We start from the raw sequence: 19,468 nt of genomic DNA on the forward strand, positions 1-19,468 counted from the left end.
AGATGAAAAGATATTTTTTATTGGCCAAAGGCTGCGTATTGGCGGCGGCCCTCACGCTCCTGAGCGGTTGTGACTTTGCCGGCCTTGATTTCCAGAAGGACGAGGAGTATGTGTACGAGGTATTAGACCCCAAGGTAGAGATGACCGCCTGGGAGTTCATCAACCTGCCCCGCCAAGACACCCTCTTCAACATGGCCATCAGAGGCATCAAGTACGCTGGCCTGGAAGCCGAGTACAGCAAGCCCGGCCGTACCTTTATTGTCCCTACCTGGACTACGTTTCTGCGGAAGAACACCAACGGCACCCTCAACACGGCCGCCTGGTTCTACCAGAGAAAGGCCGACAAGAAAAACGCCGCCGGCTGGAGCGACATTCCCGTGGAAACGGCCCGCAAGTTTTTCCTGTACCACATAGTGGACGGCGTGTACTCGTATGATAACCTTAGCCCCGACAACATCACCGTGACCACCCTGCTGGATGAGCCCGACAACAAGATGACCTTGAGAGTGGTGAATGACCGCAACTCCCGGATAGAGATCAACAACTACCTCAACACCAAGAGAACCGGTACCATCAGAACCAGCAACATCCAGGTCACCAACGGCGTGGTGCACGTAGCCGATAACTTCTTTGAACCTGGCGTGAAGTAAGAGATTCTGACGGATCCTTCCGTCGGAGACCTCACCCCCAGCCCCTCTCCCGCGGAGAGGGGAGCCACACAATGCGTTTTGGGGCTGTTTTCCTCAAAACAGCCCCAAAACGCGGAAACCTGTGAGGTCTCCAAGACCTCACAGGTTTAGAACCTACTGTCACGAGACTTTAGTCTCGTGACAGTAGGTGAAGCGAGTCTCCAGACTCGCCGGGAACCACCAGCAGGAGTGCAGAACGTCAGATTCTGACAAGCCTATTAAATGGCAGAGCAGGCGGGAATCCGTTTCCCGCCTGTTTTTCAAAAATCAGGCTGAAATCAACCTATGGGAATCTAACGTTCCTGGGCTGGAAAAAAGCGAAGTTGCTGCAAGCCTCCACCTTGGCACCTGTTTTTAGGCCTGATTTTAGAAAAACAGGCTCAAAACAGAAGGCCTTACGTCAATAGTAAAAGCGCCTGCACCTGAGACGGTATAATTCTTAAACAGGTAAAGTAGCAACTTGCAATTATAGGCTCTCTTTTTTGATATACTATTCTGGTATCAGAGTAGACATTCCTTTGCCCTTCCAAAATCGTCTAGAGTTCAACTAAAAGGCGGTCTTTCAAACTTTCCTTCTTCTTAGCACCTCTTTTACTCTTCAGCCTATAAGCAGGCAGGGGAGGGATATTTCTGTTGCCTGATTCAGTTTCATTTACCTTCACCTAACCCATAATTATGATAAGATTATTTACTCAAGTACTGGTACTATTCATTTTTATGTTGCCCGCGGTTGGGCAGGCTCCTCTTGTTTCCTTGCAGAACGGCAAGCTGGTGTACGGCCTGTACGCCAACCAGGGGCAGGACAATGCCGTGAGCCAAGTACCGGATTTCTCCAACGCCGGGTACCGGGGTGGGGGAGTCAAACTGCCGGAGGTAGCGGTAAAAGAAACGGTCTCGGCCCAAACCGGAGACTGTAAGGCCTTGATTCAGGCGGCTATTGATAAAGTGTCTGCCTTGCCGCTGGATGCCAACGGTTTCCGGGGAGCGGTGTTGCTGAAAGCGGGGGTGTACCAGGTGGAAGGCACCTTGTCCATCAAGGCCAGCGGGGTTGTTTTGCGGGGCGAAGGAAACTCTGTGACGGGTACGGTCTTGATCGCGACGCAGCGGTCGCAGCACAATTTGATTGAGGTGAACGGCACGGGCAGCGGTTTTTCTGAGGTGAGCGGGAGCAAAGTACGCATCTCCACGCCGTACGTGCCCACCGGAGCCAAGACCTTTACCGTCGCGAACCACAGCTTTCAGGTGGGAGACCAGGTGGTGGTGCAGAAGACCCCCAATGATGCCTGGATCACCGCCCTGAACACCGCGCAATACGACTGGACGCCCTCCTATTACCGCACCCAGTTTGAGCGCCAGGTGGTGGCCGTGAACGGAAACGAGATCACCTTGAATATTGCGGTGGTAGACCCCCTGGAAGCCATTTACGGGGGCGGCGAGGTGTTCAAGTCAAACGTGAAGGGCCGCATTTCAGAAGCCGGCGTGGAGAACATGCGCCTGGAGTCTGTGTTCCTGCATGACAACGATGAGGCCCACGGCTGGAACGCCATCCAGTTCAGCCGGGCTGAGAACTGCTGGGTGAAGAACGTGGTGGCCAAGTACTTCGGGTACGCGGCGGTGCGTCTGTCCAACAACTCGCGGTTCAACACCATTGAAGACTGCGCCATGATCGACCCCAAATCAGAGTCCACGGGCGGGCGCAAGTATTCCTTCAACCTGGAAAGCAACAGCACCAGCAACCTGTTCCAGCGGTGCCTGACCTGGGGCGGACGCCATGACTACGTGACCGGCGCCAAAGTACCGGGCCCCAATGTGTTCCTGGATTGCGTCGCCGAAAATACCTTGGCCGACATTGGCCCACACCACCGCTGGGCCACCGGCCTGCTGTTTGACAATGTGTACGGCGGACAAATCAGGGTGCAAAACAGAGGCGCCTCGGGCACCGGGCACGGGTGGTCGGGTGCCCAGACCATGTTCTGGAACTGCAAATCTTACAAGAGTGATTTCGAGGTGGAAAGTCCGCCGCTTACCCGCAACTGGGGCATCGGCTGCATCGGGCTTAAACAAACCAACAATGGGTACTGGGAAAGTTGGGGCGCGCACGTTCCGCTGAGAAGCCTTTATTTACAGCAGTTGCAGGAGCGGCTGGGCGAGCAGGCGGTGGCCAATATCACGGTGCCAGAGCAACGTTCAGGAAACCTATGGACGCCTCTGCGCGCCCGCGCCCTGCAACTGGCCGCAGAACCCAGGGTCAATTACGGCCTGGCAAACGGGGAAGGCGACACAGGCGCGTTTGACATCACCGACAACGGCGGGCTGTTAACGTCGCAGTTCGTGAGCAACCGCCCTGCGGAGAATTTTGAGAACATCATTGACAACGATTTCAAGTCCAAGTACTACCAGAACGGCAAGAAGGCCCTGTGGGTGCAATACCAATCGGCGGTGCCGGCCATTATCACCAGTTATACCCTCACCTCGGGCACAGACCAGGAAGAACGCGACCCCAAAGACTGGCACCTGCAAGGCTCCAACAACGGCACCACCTGGATTACGCTGGACACCCGCACCAATGAGGACTTTGCAACCCGTTCCCTGACCCGCACCTTCTCCATCCCCAGCAACACGCAGGCCTTCACCCATTACCGCCTGAACATTACCATGAACGGGGAAAACAACAACACCCAGTTTGCCGAATGGGAGCTGTTTCAACGGAAAACCCAGGAAATAAGCTTCGGGCAGTTGGCAGACCTCACGTACGGCGATGAGCCTTTCCAATTCATCGCCAGTGCCAGCTCCAGTCTGCCGGTTGAACTCACCGTGGTAGCCGGCCCCGCCACCCTTGACGCGGAAGGCTACCTGATCCTCAACGGGGCGGGAACCGTCACGGTGCGCGCGGCCCAAAGCGGCAATGACCGGTATTTTCCAGTAACCGCAGAACAAACGTTTGAAGTAAACAGAGCGCCGCAGGAAATCAGTTTCCCGCCGGTTTCAACCAAAACCTACGGAGACCCCGCGTTTGACCTGGCCGCGACGGTGAATACCAACCTGCCTTTGGTGTATGAAGTCCTGTCTGGCCCGGCACGTGTGGCAGGGGCTACGCTGATCCTCTTGGGAGCCGGTGAAGTGACCGTCAAAGTAAGCCAGGCCGGAACGGAGAATTTCCTGCCCGCCAGCGCGGAGCAGACCTTTACGGTGAACAAAGCGGAACAGGCCATCACGTTTGCAGCGCCTGCCACCGCTTTTGCCGGAGAGAGCATTACTTTGGCAGCTACCGCCTCCTCGGGTTTACCGGTCACGTTCCGCGTACTCTCCGGCCCCGGGAGCATGGAAGGAAGTGTGCTTTCTTTCTCGGGTGAAGGCCAGGTGGTTGTGGAAGCGACGCAGCCAGGAGACGGGAATTACCTGGCGGCCGCACCATCTCAACAAACCATCTTAGTTTATGCAGAGGATGCCAAGAAAGACGGAATCAGGCTGATGGTGTTCCCCAACCCTACCAAAGGGGTTCTGAAAGTGAAGCTAGACAACCGGAAAGACAAGGACTACACGTTTACCATCTATGACAGCTATGGCAATCTGGTTTCCTCCACGGTAGTAGCCAAAAGCCACAAAATGTTTGAGTTGGACTTTGACCTGCAGTCCTCGGCCAACGGGCTCTATTACCTCATGGTTTCTGATGGCACGGAGGTTCTGGTGCGCAGGATTGTGAAACGGTAACTAAGGTCTCACAAACTGATTTACTCTATTCCTGGCCTACTACTTAAGGTAGTGGGCCAGGAATTTTAGCTCTTGTTAAGCACATCTTGATGAACCTGTTTAGAGGTATTCACTGCTGTTACGCACAAGGCCGGTGGTTCCCGGCAAGTCTGGGACTCGCCTCATTCCGTAGAACGGGACTGACTTCAGTCTCGCGCCGGTTGATACACCTGTGAGGTCTTGAAAGCCTCATAGGTATCCGCGTTTCCGGTCTGTTTTTCGCAAAATAGGCGGAAAACGCATCAGTGACCTTTACTAGGGCTCATCCTACCCATCGCATTTTTGTCCGCATTTCTTCCCCCTTTGAAGGCCTAGGATGACAAGTGCAGTGGAGGAGCCGAAAACCATTGCACAAAGCATAAAGCCCGCGGATAAGCATCGGGGAAGCGTGAACCTGCACGAGTAATCATCCTAGACCTTCAAAGGGGAAGACCGGATACGGTGCTCGTTTGTTATAAACTTACGGGGTAGCATGGACTCTACTGGAGTGGGGCTGGGGCTCTGGGGGATCCTGCCGCAAGTGTCTGTCTAGGCCTTTGTTTCCAGGCTGATTTCAGGAAAACAGCCTGGAAAGCGAAATTCTCTATTCATATTGCTCCTCGCCGCCGTTAAGAGTTCCTCCCAAATTGTATAATGTGTCTTCACAGCTGAATGTCACGTATTAAGGATGAAGCTGTATTGACCCTGCACTTTGATGGGCTCAACAATAACCAATAAGTCCCATACCTTTTCCTTCTTTCTTTTAAAAACAGGAGAGGCTACCCTTTAATCAGGCCATCAAGCTTTATAAACATTCATTTATAAAGCTTGATCTACTATAATCTGTTAGATATATTAGCATTTTAGCCCTTCCATAGCAACAGCATGAAGTATACACTGTTTAAGCCAATAAGGCCAAGTTGGTTCATAGAGATCATTGTAAAGAGATGCAAAAAATGGTTCTTTACCGCAGGGTAGGGTCTCACGAGGGCAGCAGCTGGCTTTCCGGAGAACTAGAAGTCGCCATTATGGCTGTGGAACCGTCAGGAACAACGAATACGTGAACTCGGTCTATTCATTTATATAGAGCAAATGAATCAACATGAAGAATAAGCTACTGCCTCTCCTTTGCTTAACCTTCTTCATTCTAACTGTGGCTGTGTTGTCCGCAAATGCCCAAACGCCAGAACCAAGTAAGTTTATCCTTGAGCGGGATGCCCAAGTAGCCCAGGAACAAGTGGGCCCGCACGGTGGGGGAGGGAAAACGATTGGCTACAGCTTTTTTGAGGGTGTAAAGGACTACAAAACTGCGTTCAAGAAAAGAACGTTAAAACCCGGTTCCTCTATTGGCTATCACTTGCAGAAAGAAGACGAAGTATATTACATCATCAGTGGGTACGGCAAGATGACGATGAACGGTGAAACATTTACCGTAAAGCCAGGGGACGCTATTTTGACCCGGCCAGGAAGTTCACATAGCCTCACGCCAGAAAGTAGCAACGAACTTACATTGATCATTGTTTACCAAAAAAAGTAAGAAGCCGCCAACCAACTCCTATATTGACACGGCAGCAGCACGGGTAATTAGTCCTAAGATTGTAAGGAAGCGGATACTTACATCAGGCGGATGGCTCCATTCTGCTTTTTGAATTCTGCTTCAGCCGAGGTTGGCAGAGGACAGAAACTTTAACCATGGCCCCTAGCCCAAGTACACCTAGGTGCCAGCGGTCACCTATGACCCTTTTGGCCTGTTTTCTGGAAATTAGGTCAAAAGGGGAGCTCCTTCCGGTAATATCGCGTGAAACGGAAACCACACCAGAGACAAAGAAAATACTGAACCGTTCAATTAAGATTTGTTATGCCAAGAAGGGGTTATCTAAGGCATGGCCTATCAATATAACAGAGCTGCCCTGTTGGGAAGAGAGGGTAACCAGTGCTTTTTTCAGGCTTTGCCCCTCTCACCAGCTTTAAAAGACTATATGGGTGTCCTCCCATTTAGCTGAAGCCGTCTCTATTCTTCAGCTAGGAGCTTGTTTAAATTTGAGGTTTGCAGGCTCAACTAACCAGAGAAAGGTTCTGCGGAAGGGTTTTTTGAGCCGCGTAGCAGCGCTACGGGGCGAGAAAAAGGCGAACGCAGGTTCTTTCTATGGCCGTTTGTAGCGCACAGATGAAATTTAAACAAGCTCTAAGCACATCTTTAGCTTTGTCTTCATTTTATGCCAAATACCTGGTCAATTTTACAGAAAATAGAAAGGATTAGTAATTAGATAGCCCTAAAATTGATAATTTTCCATCTGTTGGGAATGAAGTATTATATGGTTTCCCTATATTTGTTAATCAACAAGCTTTATGAGGTTAGAAATGTTATTACTTCAGTTTCTTAGAGGAACTGAAGCAGGCTAGAACCTTACTTCTCTGCTAAAACGATTTAGTATCCAAGGATTGATCTATAGATAACCGGACTAGACCAATTCGCTTTAAAAGTAAAATTGTTGAAAATACTGGCGGGACAGGCGCTGGGCTCAGCTTTATCTCTAACGCAGGCCTGAGAGGTTTGGACGGTGAAGGAAATAATGCACCGCAAAGAAGGAATTGAAGCCTCCAGGTTGCTCTGGAGCGTGGCTGTGAGAGTGCCCGTGCAGGAAGCCATAAAGATCCAGGTACCGGGGTTTGAGCCTTGGCGGAATCTAGAGGGTTAGAATATGGAATCATGCGCTCCCTAAACTGATGATTGTAAGGTAAGTTCGAATCCATAGTAAAATCAAACTTATCGGATCCCTTCAAAGAACCAGGATTATAAATTATTGTAATAATGGAACCCCATACTTCTGATGGTTCAATTATAGATACTCAATTTGTCAATCACCATCACACAAACCAACCAACACGCAAATGGCAAGAATATCGAGCAGTACAGCGGAAGTGGCTACCGCAACCGTGACAGATACCACAAACAAGAGCTACACGGGGCCTCTGGCGGTGGTGACGCTGCTGTTCTTCATGTGGGGGTTCATCACGTGCATGAACGACATCCTCATCCCCAAGCTCCAGCAGGTCTTCACGCTGCAGAACTGGCAGGCGATGCTCATCCAGACGGCCTTCTTTGGGGCCTACTTCATTGTCTCGCTTCTGTATTTCGTCTTCTCTGTGACCAAGGGCGACCCTATTCTGAAGATCGGGTACAAAAACGGCATCATCGCGGGACTCATTGTGACGGCACTGGGCTGTCTGCTGTTCCTGCCCGCCGCCGAGGCGCATTCCTACGGGCTGTTCCTGGCCGCGCTGTTTGTGCTGGCCTCGGGCATTACGGTGCTGCAGATAACGGCCAACCCCTACGTGTCCATCCTGGGGCCGCCCGAGTCCTCGTCCAGCCGCATGAACATGACGCAGGCGCTCAACTCCTTCGGCACCACCATTGCGCCCATCATCGGCGGGTACCTCATCTTCGACCAGGTGTCTAACGATGCCGCCAACGCCGACTCGGTGAAGGCGCCCTACCTCGGCCTGGCCATTACCTTGGTTGTGATCGCGGTGATTATCAAGTTGGCCCGCCTGCCCCGCCTCACCGGAGACAGCAACACCGTGGTGGCCGGTTCGGGCGCGCTGCGGCACCGGCACCTGGTGCTGGGCATCATCTGTATCTTCATGTACGTGGGCGGCGAGGTGGCCGTGGGCAGCATGCTCATCAACTACCTCAAATTGCCGCAGATTGCGGGGCTGGACGAGTCGGAGGCCAAGCACTTCCTGTCCTTCTACTGGGGCGGGGCCATGGTGGGCCGCTTTTTCGGGGCCGTGGCTTTGGCGCAGTTCCGCAACAACTCGCTCAAGTACGTGATCATGGCGGCCATCGCGGCCGTAACCTTCGGGACGGTGTACGCGCTCTATGACCTGGATCAGGCGCTGATTATCCTGGGATTGATTGCGGTGAATTTTGCGGTATTGCTGCTGGGGCGCTTTATCCCTAACCGGACGGTGGGGCTGTACGCTTCTGCGGTGATCGTGCTGCTGCTGATCGGGACTTTCGCTGAGGGCAGCATGGCCATGTGGGCCGTTATTGCGATAGGGCTGTTCAACTCCATCATGTTCCCTACCATTTTTGACCTGGCCATCAAGGGGCTGGGCGTGCACACGAGCCAGGGCTCCTCGCTGCTGGTGATGGCCATTGTGGGTGGGGCCATCGTGCCGCCGCTGCAGGGCGCGCTCGCCGACGTGACCGGCGACGTGCAGCTTTCCTTTATTGTGCCGCTGCTCTGCTACCTCTACATTGTCTTCTATGGCTTCTCGGGCTACCGGATCAGGGGCGGTGCGGGGAAATTAGTGGGATAACCCAACTTGCGTTTCAAGGCTGTTTTCCGAAAAACAGCCTTGAAATATGACGAAAAAATTAGTTGGCTGAATACAGGTAGAGAGAACTTGTTTCTTCAATGGATTCAAATTGAGTGAGATGCTCTGGTAAATACCAACTGTTGATTTGCTTGATTCAGCAAATTGAGATGAAAGAAAAGACAGGTTCATCGGCTGCGTTGTAAGGACGATGCCGATGAACCCTTTTAGAGTTTTTCATTCTGGGGCAAGCGTCCTTTTGATTTATTGTTCTCAGGCTACTTTTAGAAAGACAATCCAAATTTGTACACTGCCGCAAGTACCCGCTTGTACCGCCGTTTTTAGGCTATTTTCATGAAAACAGGTAGAAACCCCTAAACAACTTCACTGCTAAGGGATCTTGGCTGTGCAGTTGAACGAGTATTGCCCATAGGGAATACCATTGCTTGCTCACTACATCACAGCTTCTACCAAAGCTACAACCCACGCTTTTTAAGTCATGGAGTACAGGGTGATTGAATTCTACCACATAGCTGGAAACCATTTATGACGCAGCGGTATATTGCTTCTAGGAGAAATAACCAATACTTTTACCAAAAGCTAAGGACGGTTTTTAGTGCTTGCGCCTAGTGAAAGTAAGGTGTTTTTAGGCCGGTTCTAACCTGCGTTTGCGTATGTCCAACGCAACTTTCTGTTTTCGCTGAAAATAAAGCAAAGGCGGATGCTTGCATTAGAGAATAAACTATCAACAAAGCTTTTAAAGAAACAATAACAGTCTCCGTTTTACCACACAATAGCTTCTCTTTCAGTCCAGATTATACAGATTTGGCGGAGGAGGCAAGATGAAATCATGAAGAAAATCCTTTTACCCTTAGCTTTCCTTTTTACAACTGCTGTCTACGCGCAGGACTGGCCAAACCTAAAGAAATACGAAGCCGCTAATCAACAAATCATCTCCGCTTCCCAACCACCCAAAGCTGTTTTAATGGGTAATTCTATCACCGAGGGATGGTGGCAGCAGCGTCCGGAATTTTTTGAGAAAAACGGTTTTGTGGGAAGAGGAATAGGGGGGCAGACCACCCCGCAAATGCTTATAAGGTTTACCCCAGACGTGATCGATCTAAAGCCTGAGGCAGTGGTCATTCTGGCCGGAACCAATGATATAGCCGGTAACACCGGGCCTTCCTCCGTAAAGATGATCACAGACAACCTGGCGGCCATGGCGCAATTGGCCAAGTCAAACGGGATCAAGGTAGTGCTGAGTTCCATACTGCCGGTGAAGGAGTACCCTTGGAGCAAAGACGTTGACGCGGTAGGCATGATTGCGCAGGTGAATGCGTGGATGAAACAGTATGCCCACGAGCATGATTTTGTATATCTGGATTATTTCTCTGCCATGTCAGATGAGGAGAAGGGGCTACGTAAAGTGTACTCAGGCGATGGTGTGCACCCAAATCTGGCGGGGTATGCCGTCATGGAACCGCTGGTGCTGGAAGCAGTTGAGAAAGCGCTCAAACAGGGCAAGAAACGCTCAGACAAAAACAAAGGACGCAGAACCAAAAAATAACAGGTCTATTTCGCCTTCCTGTAGTAAGCTTGTTCGTATGAGGAACAACCATGGCAGCCCGCTCCAATTGGAGGCGCGCCCAGACCTTTGCCACAACGGCGGCAACTCAGTAATCCTTACCTTTGAGGGTTGGTGAGTCCTAAACGCAAATAGCTTTTTAAATTGAAAACCAAGCGTCCCTCCCTCAAAGACATTGCCGCTAACTTACAAGTCTCTGTGACCACCGTCTCTTTTGTCTTGAACGGCAAAGGCCCGGAGATGCGTATTTCAGAGGAAGTTACCCGCAAGATATTGGAATATGCTGAGGAGGTCAACTACACCCCCAACCAGTTGGCGCAAAGCCTGCGCACCGGTAAGACCAACATCCTTGTGTTTATGGTGGAGGATATCTCCAACCCTTTCTTCGCCAAATTGGCCCGCATTATTGAAGTCATGGCGTACAAGAAAGGGTACAAGGTTATTTTCTGCAGCAACGAGAACGACAACCGGCACACCGAGGAGCTCCTGCAGGTATTCAGGGATAGGAAGGCAGACGGCTATATCATTATTCCGTCTCCCGGGGCCAAAAAGCAGATCAAGGCCCTGCTGGAGGAAGACATTCCCGTCATCCTCTTTGACCGTTACTTCCCAGATCTGGAGACAAACTATGTAGTGATAGACAATGAGAATGCCACCTACAAGGCTATGAACCATCTCATTGAAAGTGGCTACCAGAACATTGGTTTTATCACGATTGCCGCAAAACAGACCCAGATGCTGGATCGCCTGTCGGGCTATCATAAGGCAGTGAAAGAAGCTAACTTGCCAAGCCGTATTCTGGAGGTGTCTTTTGGGGAGGATGCCCTGCAAGTGGAAGGTCTCATGCGGGATTTTTTTGAAGCGAACCATCAATTAGATGCCGTTTTCTTCGCCACCAACTACTTAACCCAACGTGGGCTGTTGGTAATGCGCGAGCATTTCCCGGGCAAGCTGAAGGAGTGGGGGATAATGACCTTTGATGATAATGAATTTTTCCGGATCCATACACCTTCCATCTCAGCGGTGGCCCAGCCCTTGGAGGAAATCGGCAAAACCCTGATGGAGATGATGCTGGAGTTGTTGCATAAAAACGAGAAAAAAGAAGTCCGCCAGATAGTGCTCAAAGCCGAACTGAAAGAACGCGACTCCTCAAGGCCCAAAGTAAGCAGCAACCAATAAGTGCGCTTGCCTGCTGTGAGAATCCTGCACTAGACATCAGAAAGAAGCTGTTTAGGGTTTTCTATTTGGGTGCTGGCCATGCGTCCGCTTGCGCCTTGCTCTCCCCTTCTTTTTCGGCTAAATCCGGAGCCGTAGCGTCGTGTCGGTGTCACGGCGCTACGGCTGCTGTTTTGGGCCTGTTTTTCAAAAAACAGGCCCAAAACAGCAGCAAATGATATTTTCTTTTGGAAGGCTTAAGCTCTTATAGGAAAACTAGCCACATCTTAGCAGATAGATTTTGTAATCAGATATTTTTTTGCATATTTGCTAAAACGATTTAGGTTACGGCTTTATGATTAAGAATTCAGCAAAAGTCTTGGTACTGCTTGGCGGTCTTTTCTTAGGCGGCTGTTCTTCCCTGAAGGAAACCGCTTTGAAACCGGTAGAATATGTAAATCCTTACATGGGAAACATAAGCCACCTGCTGGTTCCAACCTACCCCACCATGCACCTGCCCAACGCCATGCTTCGGGTGTACCCAGAGCGGGAAGATTACACGGGCGTGCGCCTGAAAGGGCTTCCGGTGGCCGTTACCAGTCACCGGGGAAGCTCGGCCTTCAGTTTAAGTCCTTTCCAGGGACCTAAGACAGAGTTGAAATCCGTTATCCGCTACAGCTACGACCGGGAGAAAATCACGCCCTATTCCTATTACGTGTACCTGGACGAGCAGGAGATGGACGTGCGTTTCGGGCTGTCCGGCCAGGCCGCCGTCTATGAGATAAATTTCGGGCGTCAGGAGGATTCTTACCTGGTGGTCAGCTCCCGGCAGGGAGAACTCAAGTGGGACGGAAACGCGCTCTCCGGCTACCAGGAACTGGCCAACAACACGCGTATCTACGTCTACCTCCAGCCGGAAACCCAGCCTTTAAACGTCTCGGTGCTGCGGGGAGGGCAGCTTTCCGCCGGAACTTCCACGCAGGGGCAGGAAGCCAGCATGGTCATGGAGTTTCCCGCCGCCCAGAAGTCTCTGAAACTACGGTACGGCATTTCCTTTATTGATGCGGCGCAGGCCCAGCGGAACATGGTGCGCGAGGTGGCCGGCAAGAGCATTGCCCAAGTACAGACCGCCGCCGAAAAACGCTGGAACGAGGCCCTGGGCAAAATAGCCGTGGCCGGGGGCACCCCGGATGAACGGCGCGTCTTTTACACCTCTTTGTACCGCACGTTTGAGCGGCCCGTCAACATCTCGGAAGACGGTCGTTATTTCAGCGCCTTTGACGGAAAGGTACACGAATCTGACCGCGATTTCTATACCGATGACTGGATCTGGGATTCTTACCGGGCGCACCACCCGCTGAACGTCCTCATTGACCCGGCCAAGGAAGAAGACATCTTGAACTCCTTCGTGCTGATGGCCCAGCAAATGAACCAGTTCTGGCTGCCTACCTTCCCGGAGATTACCGGCGACAGCCGACGAATGAACTCTAACCACGGCGTGGCCACGCTGCTAGACGCCTGGCAGAAAGGCCTTCGGAACTTTGATTTAACGGCCGGTTACCAGGCCTCCAGAAATGCGATTATGGAGAAAACCCTGGCCCCCTGGTCAGCGGCCCCGGCGGGGGAGTTAGATCGTTTTTACCAGCGGAAAGGCTACATCCCGGCGCTGCGGCCCGGGGAGAAGGAATACATCCCGGAGGTGAATTCCTTTGAGCGTCGCCAGGCCATAGCCGTCACCTTGGGCACCGCCTACGACCAGTGGGCCCTGTCTGAGATGGCCGATGAACTTGGAAACGCCGCCGACGCCAAATTCTTCCGGGAAAAATCTTACAACTACCGGCATCTGTTCAACAAAGAAACCGGGTTTTTCCATCCCAAGGACTCGGCCGGCAACTTCATCATGCCCTTCGACTATAAATTCTCCGGCGGAATGGGTGCCCGCGATTACTACGGCGAGAACAATGCCTGGACGTACCAGTGGGACGTGCAGCACAACGTGGCCGACCTGATTTCCTTGATGGGCGGGCGGCAAAACTTCCTGCAGAACCTGGACCAGCTGTTTGAGGAGCCGCTTGGCAGGAGTAAGTTCTCTTTCTATGCCCAACTGCCTGACCAAACGGGCAACGTGGGGCAATTCTCCATGGCCAATGAGCCGTCCCTCCACATTCCGTACCTGTATAACTATGCCGGCCAGCCCTGGAAAACCCAGAAGATGATCCGGTTTCTGGTAGACACCTGGTTCCGGAACGACCTGATGGGCGTGCCCGGCGATGAGGACGGGGGCGGAATGTCAGCGTTTGTGGTTTTCTCCCAGCTTGGGTTCTATCCGGTCACCCCGGGCATGCCCGTGTACAACATTGGCAGCCCGGTGTTTGAGAAAGCGGTGGTGAACTTGGGGAACGGCAAGGAATTCAGCATCATCGCCAAGAACTATGACCCGGAAAACAAATACATCCAATCGGCGCGCCTGAACGGCCAGGACTGGAACAAGCCCTGGTTCTCCCACCAGGATATCATGAATGGCGGCGTATTGGAACTTACCATGGGGGTAAAACCCAACAAAAACTGGGGCGCGGCGGTAGAGGCGGCACCGCCTTCTTTGGGTAAATGATGAAAACAGCGTTCCATATCCTTTTGGCGGTGCTTCTCTGCGGAATGGGCTTTTCAGCCAATGCCCGGCAGGAGAGGGATTTAGTGCAGTATGTGAACACGCTGCAAGGCACCAACTCGTCTTTTGAGCTGACCTACGGCAACACCTACCCCACCACGGCCTTGCCCTTCGGGATGCACACCTGGACGCCGCAGACGGGCAAGAACGGCAACGGCTGGAAATACCAGTACGCCAAGGATTCCATCCGGGGTTTTCAGCAGGCGCACCAATGCAGCTCCTGGAGTGGTGATTACGCCGTCTTTTCCTTGATGCCTGTGGCAGGGAATTTGAAACTGCACGAAGATGAGCGCGCCTCCAAGTTTAGCCACGCCAATGAGATAGGCAAACCCCATTACTATAAAGTCACCTTAGACAACCAGATTACCACGGAGATTTCCCCCACCGAGCGGGGCGCCCACTTACGTATCAGCTTTCCGGAGGGGGAAAAGGCCTATCTGGTGCTGGATGGCTACACCGGCCCCAGCTCCGTGAAGATTGACCCGGAAAACCGACGCATCACGGGCACGGTTTCCAACGGCCGGCTGGTCGGGAAACTCATCAACTACTTCGTCATAGAATTTGACCAGCCATTTAAAGCCTACGGAACCTGGGAGAACCGCAGAGGCGGGCAATGGCCCAGCGTGGTTTCTGCCGATGGAAGGGGAGCAGGCGCGTATCTGGAATTCCCGGCCGGCGCGAACGTACAAATCAAAACGGCCTCCTCTTACGTGAGTCTGGAGCAGGCAAAACTCACCCTTAAGAACGAACTCGGGAGCCACGCTACCCTGGAGGCCACCAAAGAAGCAGCCCGCCAGGTATGGAACCGGCAACTGGGGAAAGTTACCGTGGAAGGCGGTACCGAAGAACAGCTGCGCACCTTTTACTCCACCCTGTTCCGGGCCAACCTGTTTTCCCGCAAGTTCTATGAAATTGGTGCAGATGGGGAGCCGTATTATTTCAGCCCGTATGACCTCACGCTCCACAAAGGCTACCTTTTCACCGATACCGGTTTCTGGGACACCTTCCGGGCGCAGTTCCCCTTGAATACCATTTTACACCCCACCCAGCACGGCAGGTATGTGGCTTCCTTGCTGGACGTGTACGCGCAGAGCGGCTGGTTGCCCAGCTGGTCTTTCCCCAACGAGAACGGCGGCATGATCGGGAACCACGCCATCACCCTGCTGACGGATGCCTGGGCCAAGGGCATCCAAACCTTTGACCCCCAACGGGCCCTGAAAGCCTATTTCCACACCGCCACCAACAAAGGCCCCTGGGGCCCCTCCAACGGGCGCGAAGGCTGGAAGGAATACTACACGCTGGGGTATGTGCCCTACCCGCAGTACGAGGAAGGAACCGCCAAAACCCTGGAGTACGCCTATGATGACTTCGCCGGTTATCACCTGGCTAAGATGACTGGGAATAATTTCTACCAAGGCATTTTTGAGCGGCAGATGTTCAATTACCGCCACGTCTTTGACCCCGCCACCGGCTTTATGCGGGGGCGGCAGGCCGATGGGAAATGGAACCCTGATTTTGACCCCTTTGAATGGGGCGGCCCCTACACCGAGGCGAACGCCTGGCATTACCTTTGGTCGGTTTTCCATGACGTGCAGGGGCTGGCAAAGCTCCTTGGCGGTGAAAAGCAGTTGGTGAGCAAGCTTGACTCGGTTTTTTCCTTGCCCAACACCGTGAACACCGGCTCCTACGGCTATATGATACATGAGATGAAGGAGATGCAGTTGGCCAACATGGGGCAGTACGCCCACGGTAACCAGCCCATCCAACACATGATTTACCTGTACAACTACGCCGGCCAACCCTGGAAAGCCCAGTATTGGGTGCGGCAGGTGATGGAACGCCTGTACAATTCCACCGAAAACGGGTACCCCGGCGACGAAGACCAGGGGCAGACCTCCTCTTGGTACGTGTTAAGTGCCCTGGGCTTTTACAGTGTCACGCCGGGTATCGATGAATACGTGCTGGGCAGCTCCATCTTCAGGAAAGCGACCATCCACCTGGAGAACGGGAAAAAATTTGTAATTGAGGCCGAAGAAAACAGCAAGGAGAACGTGTACATAAAATCGGCAAAGTTAAATGGGAAGGCCTACTCCAAAAATTTCATCCGGCACAAAGATATTACGGAGGGAGGGCTGCTGAAATTCAAGATGGATAACAAGCCGAATAAATCAAGGGGAACCAAGGACAGCGATAAGCCTTTCTCGGTTTCCCGCTGAAGTAGTTAGCGCGCTTTCCTGTTTTGGGCCTGTTTTTCCAAAAACAGGCCCAAAACAGGCTCAAAGGCTCTGACGCGAAAGCCAGCAGAAGAATCATAACGGCCTGGCGGAAAGAGGGCCAAGTAAAGGAGCAACAGGTAAACGAAACGAACAGACCATATATGAAAAGAAGAGACTTCATCCAGAACGCAGCCCTGGCCGGCGGACTTTTTATGCTGAGCCCCTTATCCGTGGTAGGCGGCCCGGCGGTCAGCAGCAGAATGTTCAGCCGTTTCCCGGAGGTGAGAACCCCGGCGGCGAAGCGAAATTTCAGCAGCAAGGAGATTGAGAAAGCCATCCAGGAATTCGGCAAAAAAGTAAAGGATGAAGAGCTCGCGTGGCTGTTCAACAACTGTTTCCCCAATACCCTGGACACCACCGTCACCTACGCAGAAAAGAACGGCCGTCCAGATACCTACGTCATCACCGGCGACATCAACGCCATGTGGCTCCGCGACAGCTCGGCGCAGGTGTGGCCGTACCTGCCGTTCACCAGGAAAGACAAAAACCTCAAAGACCTGATTGCCGGGGTGGTGAACCGGCAGACCACCTACATCCTGAAAGACCCCTACGCCAACGCCTTCTATAACGATTCCACCCAAACCGGCCACTGGGTCAAAGACATCACGGCCATGCAGCCGGGGGTGCATGAGCGTAAGTGGGAGATTGATTCGCTTTGCTACCCCATCCGGTTGGGCTACGGCTACTGGAAAACCACCGGAGACACCTCTCCGTTCAATTCGGAATGGCAGCAGGCCATCAAGCTGATTCTGAAAACATTCAAGAACCAGCAGATGAAAGAGGGGAAAGGCGACTATTCCTTCCAACGGGAAACCGCCACCGCTACCGATACCCGGGCACTCCAGGGCTACGGCTATCCGGTGAAGCCGGTAGGGCTCATCGCGTCGGCTTTCCGGCCCAGCGACGATGCCACCGTTTTCTCGTTTCTGGTGCCTTCCAACTTTTTCGCGGTGGTCAGCCTGCAACAGGCCGCCGAGATGATGTCCGCTATTTCCAAAGACCAAGCTACCGCTCAGGAGTTAAGGCAGTTGGCCCAGGAAGTGAAGGAAGCCCTGCAAAAACACGCGGTGGTGAAACACCCATCGCACGGCGACATCTACGCCTTTGAGGTGGACGGCTACGGAAACCATCTGCTCATGGACGATGCCAACGTGCCCAGTTTGCTGTCCTTGCCGTATTTGGGCGCGGTAGAGGAGAATGACCAAATTTACAAGAACACCCGGCGTTTCATTCTTTCCCTGGACAACCCTTTTTTCTTCAAAGGAACCGTCGCCGAAGGCATTGGCGGCCCGCACATTGCGGTAGACACCATCTGGCACATGGCCATTATTGTGCAGGCCCTCACCAGTAAGGAAGATGCCGAAATAAAGAAGTGCATTGGTATGCTGAAATCAACCCACGCCGGTACCGGTTTCATGCACGAGGCCTTCCACAAAGACAACCCGGCAGAGTTCACCCGCAAATGGTTTGCCTGGGCCAACACCCTGTTTGGGGAACTGCTCTGGAAAACCTATCAGGAGAAGCCGCATTTACTGTAAGTGACTGGGGCAGATGATTTACAGCTAAATCAATATTTAATTAATGGCAGAAGATAAGAATATTGTCCTGGGCGTTGACATCGGCGGAAGCCATATCACGGCTGCGGCCGTGGATTTGGATCGCTTTGAGATCATAGCGGGAACCAGTTTCAACCGGGAAATAAACAACAAGGCTTCAAAAGAGGCTATCATTGGAGCCTGGGCAGACACGGTGCGGGAGGTGCTGAAAACCTGTATCCAAACGGTGGGCCTTGATCGTAAGAAGGTAGCCGGTATCGGTATTGCCATGCCGGGCCCCTTTGATTACCTCAACGGGGTGGGCATGTTTGAAGGGAACGACAAATATGAGAGTCTTTACAAGGTGGACGTTCGGGAGCCGTTAAGCCAGTTGGTCAACATCCCTGAGGAGAAGATCCACTTCTTCAATGACGCCACCTCCTTTGCGGTGGGGGCTGCGTTGCAGCAGAAGGTACTCCATCACAGAACCGTGGGGCTTACCCTGGGTACCGGTTTTGGGGCAGCGTTCCTGATGAACGGATTACCCGCCGCAGAGCACTCCCAAGTTCCGGAGAACGGGTGCCTATGGGACAAAAGCTTCAAAGACGGCATTGCCGACGATTATTTCTCCACCCGTTGGTTTGTGCGCCAATATGAGGCAATGACAGGACAAGCCTGTAAGGGGGTGCGGGAGATTGTCGCCTTCAACAATGCCGCTACCCACCAAGTTTTTGAGGAGTTTATAGAAAACCTGACGGAATTCCTGGCTCCGCACCTGGAGAGATTCAAGGCCGATGTGCTTATGATGGGAGGGAACATCGCGAAAGCGCATCCTCTGTTTCTGGAAGCGTTGAAAAAATCTCTGGGAGTTCCTCTTGGACTGCAAATGGAGATTGTGAATAACACAGAGAGCTGCAACATTCTGGGCGCATCGCATCTGATGAGTCTGGATTACTGGAAGCAGCAGACAGCGTTGAAGGCCTTCATCTAAGGCCATTGAAGCTATGCGGGGTTTTTGAAAAAGCGTAGAAGTAGCTAGGGCGTGTTGACAATTAGAGCTCACAAGCTATTCTGAGCGTGCTTAAGGCTTACTCAGGCTCTTGAGAGGGGCAATCTGAGGTAAATCTCCCGCCTATAGTAATGCAGAGTAGGCTAAAAGCGTCTTAAAATCATCTTAAATCCATCATTCAAGCTTAATTGTCAACACGCCCTAGTTCTTGCTGCCTGTAATTCGCAATTTTCCTGTTTCCGGCTCGTTTTTCCATAAACAGGCCGGAAACAGGAAAATTGAAAGTTCATCCTCCTTCCTTCTTCGCCATCAGTTCTTAAAGTCAACGCGGACTCGGGAATTGCAGGCGCCATACAGAAGCCACAAAGGCCTCCCAGAAGCAGCCAAGAGCACCCGTCCCGACTTGAAACGCCTTCTCCCCTGGAACCAGGCACGCATGCCGTCCCCCTTTGAAGGGAGTAGGGGGATGACAGGCTGGTTGAAGCAACAGTTAGCCTTT

Annotated in this window: 11 protein-coding genes; all 11 read left to right on the top strand. The window is 52.5% G+C overall.

Translation table 11 applies throughout. The features are described 5' to 3' along the window. Positions 1–2 precede the first annotated feature (2 nt). The 11 genes from HHO50_RS19275 to HHO50_RS19325 all read left to right on the top strand — a co-directional run bounded on the left by HHO50_RS19275 (position 3) and on the right by HHO50_RS19325 (position 18,951). Complete coding sequence (locus HHO50_RS19275; RefSeq protein WP_181308580.1) at positions 3–650, top strand: fasciclin domain-containing protein; 648 nt, start codon at positions 3–5, stop codon at positions 648–650. Between the two features lie 714 nt (positions 651–1,364). Next, positions 1,365–4,400: a T9SS type A sorting domain-containing protein gene (locus HHO50_RS19280; protein WP_181308582.1), complete on the top strand. Its 3,036-nt coding sequence runs from the start codon at positions 1,365–1,367 to the stop codon at positions 4,398–4,400. 1,171 nt (positions 4,401–5,571) lie between these two features. After that, on the top strand, positions 5,572–5,955 hold the full coding sequence (locus tag HHO50_RS19285; RefSeq protein WP_219921592.1) for a cupin domain-containing protein: 384 nt from the start codon (positions 5,572–5,574) through the stop codon (positions 5,953–5,955). A 1,024-nt stretch (positions 5,956–6,979) separates the two neighbouring features. Further along, positions 6,980–7,117: a hypothetical protein gene (locus HHO50_RS21630; RefSeq protein ID WP_181308586.1), complete on the top strand. Its 138-nt coding sequence runs from the start codon at positions 6,980–6,982 to the stop codon at positions 7,115–7,117. 193 nt (positions 7,118–7,310) lie between these two features. Next, the gene (locus HHO50_RS19295) at positions 7,311–8,744 is read left to right on the top strand and encodes a sugar MFS transporter (RefSeq protein ID WP_181308588.1); all 1,434 of its coding nucleotides are present in this window, start codon (positions 7,311–7,313) and stop codon (positions 8,742–8,744) included. A gap of 847 nt (positions 8,745–9,591) precedes the next feature. Next, complete coding sequence (locus tag HHO50_RS19300) at positions 9,592–10,308, top strand: SGNH/GDSL hydrolase family protein (RefSeq protein ID WP_181308591.1); 717 nt, start codon at positions 9,592–9,594, stop codon at positions 10,306–10,308. 162 nt (positions 10,309–10,470) lie between these two features. Then, positions 10,471–11,505, top strand: coding sequence for a LacI family DNA-binding transcriptional regulator (locus tag HHO50_RS19305; RefSeq protein WP_181308593.1), 1,035 nt, complete (start codon positions 10,471–10,473; stop codon positions 11,503–11,505). A 331-nt stretch (positions 11,506–11,836) separates the two neighbouring features. Further along, positions 11,837–14,092 (top strand): GH92 family glycosyl hydrolase, encoded by a 2,256-nt coding sequence (locus HHO50_RS19310; RefSeq protein WP_181308595.1) that lies wholly within the window; start codon positions 11,837–11,839, stop codon positions 14,090–14,092. After that, complete coding sequence (locus HHO50_RS19315) at positions 14,089–16,365, top strand: GH92 family glycosyl hydrolase (protein WP_219921593.1); 2,277 nt, start codon at positions 14,089–14,091, stop codon at positions 16,363–16,365. The genes HHO50_RS19310 and HHO50_RS19315 overlap by 4 nt, the downstream gene beginning before the upstream one ends. A gap of 161 nt (positions 16,366–16,526) precedes the next feature. Then, positions 16,527–17,963, top strand: coding sequence for a glycoside hydrolase family 125 protein (locus HHO50_RS19320; RefSeq protein ID WP_181308597.1), 1,437 nt, complete (start codon positions 16,527–16,529; stop codon positions 17,961–17,963). Positions 17,964–18,006: 43 nt separating this feature from the next. After that, positions 18,007–18,951: an ROK family protein gene (locus HHO50_RS19325; protein ID WP_181308599.1), complete on the top strand. Its 945-nt coding sequence runs from the start codon at positions 18,007–18,009 to the stop codon at positions 18,949–18,951. The last annotated feature ends 517 nt before the right edge of the window (positions 18,952–19,468 follow it).

It is taken from the genome of Rufibacter sp. XAAS-G3-1 (assembly GCF_013623775.1).
Taxonomy (GTDB): domain Bacteria; phylum Bacteroidota; class Bacteroidia; order Cytophagales; family Hymenobacteraceae; genus Nibribacter.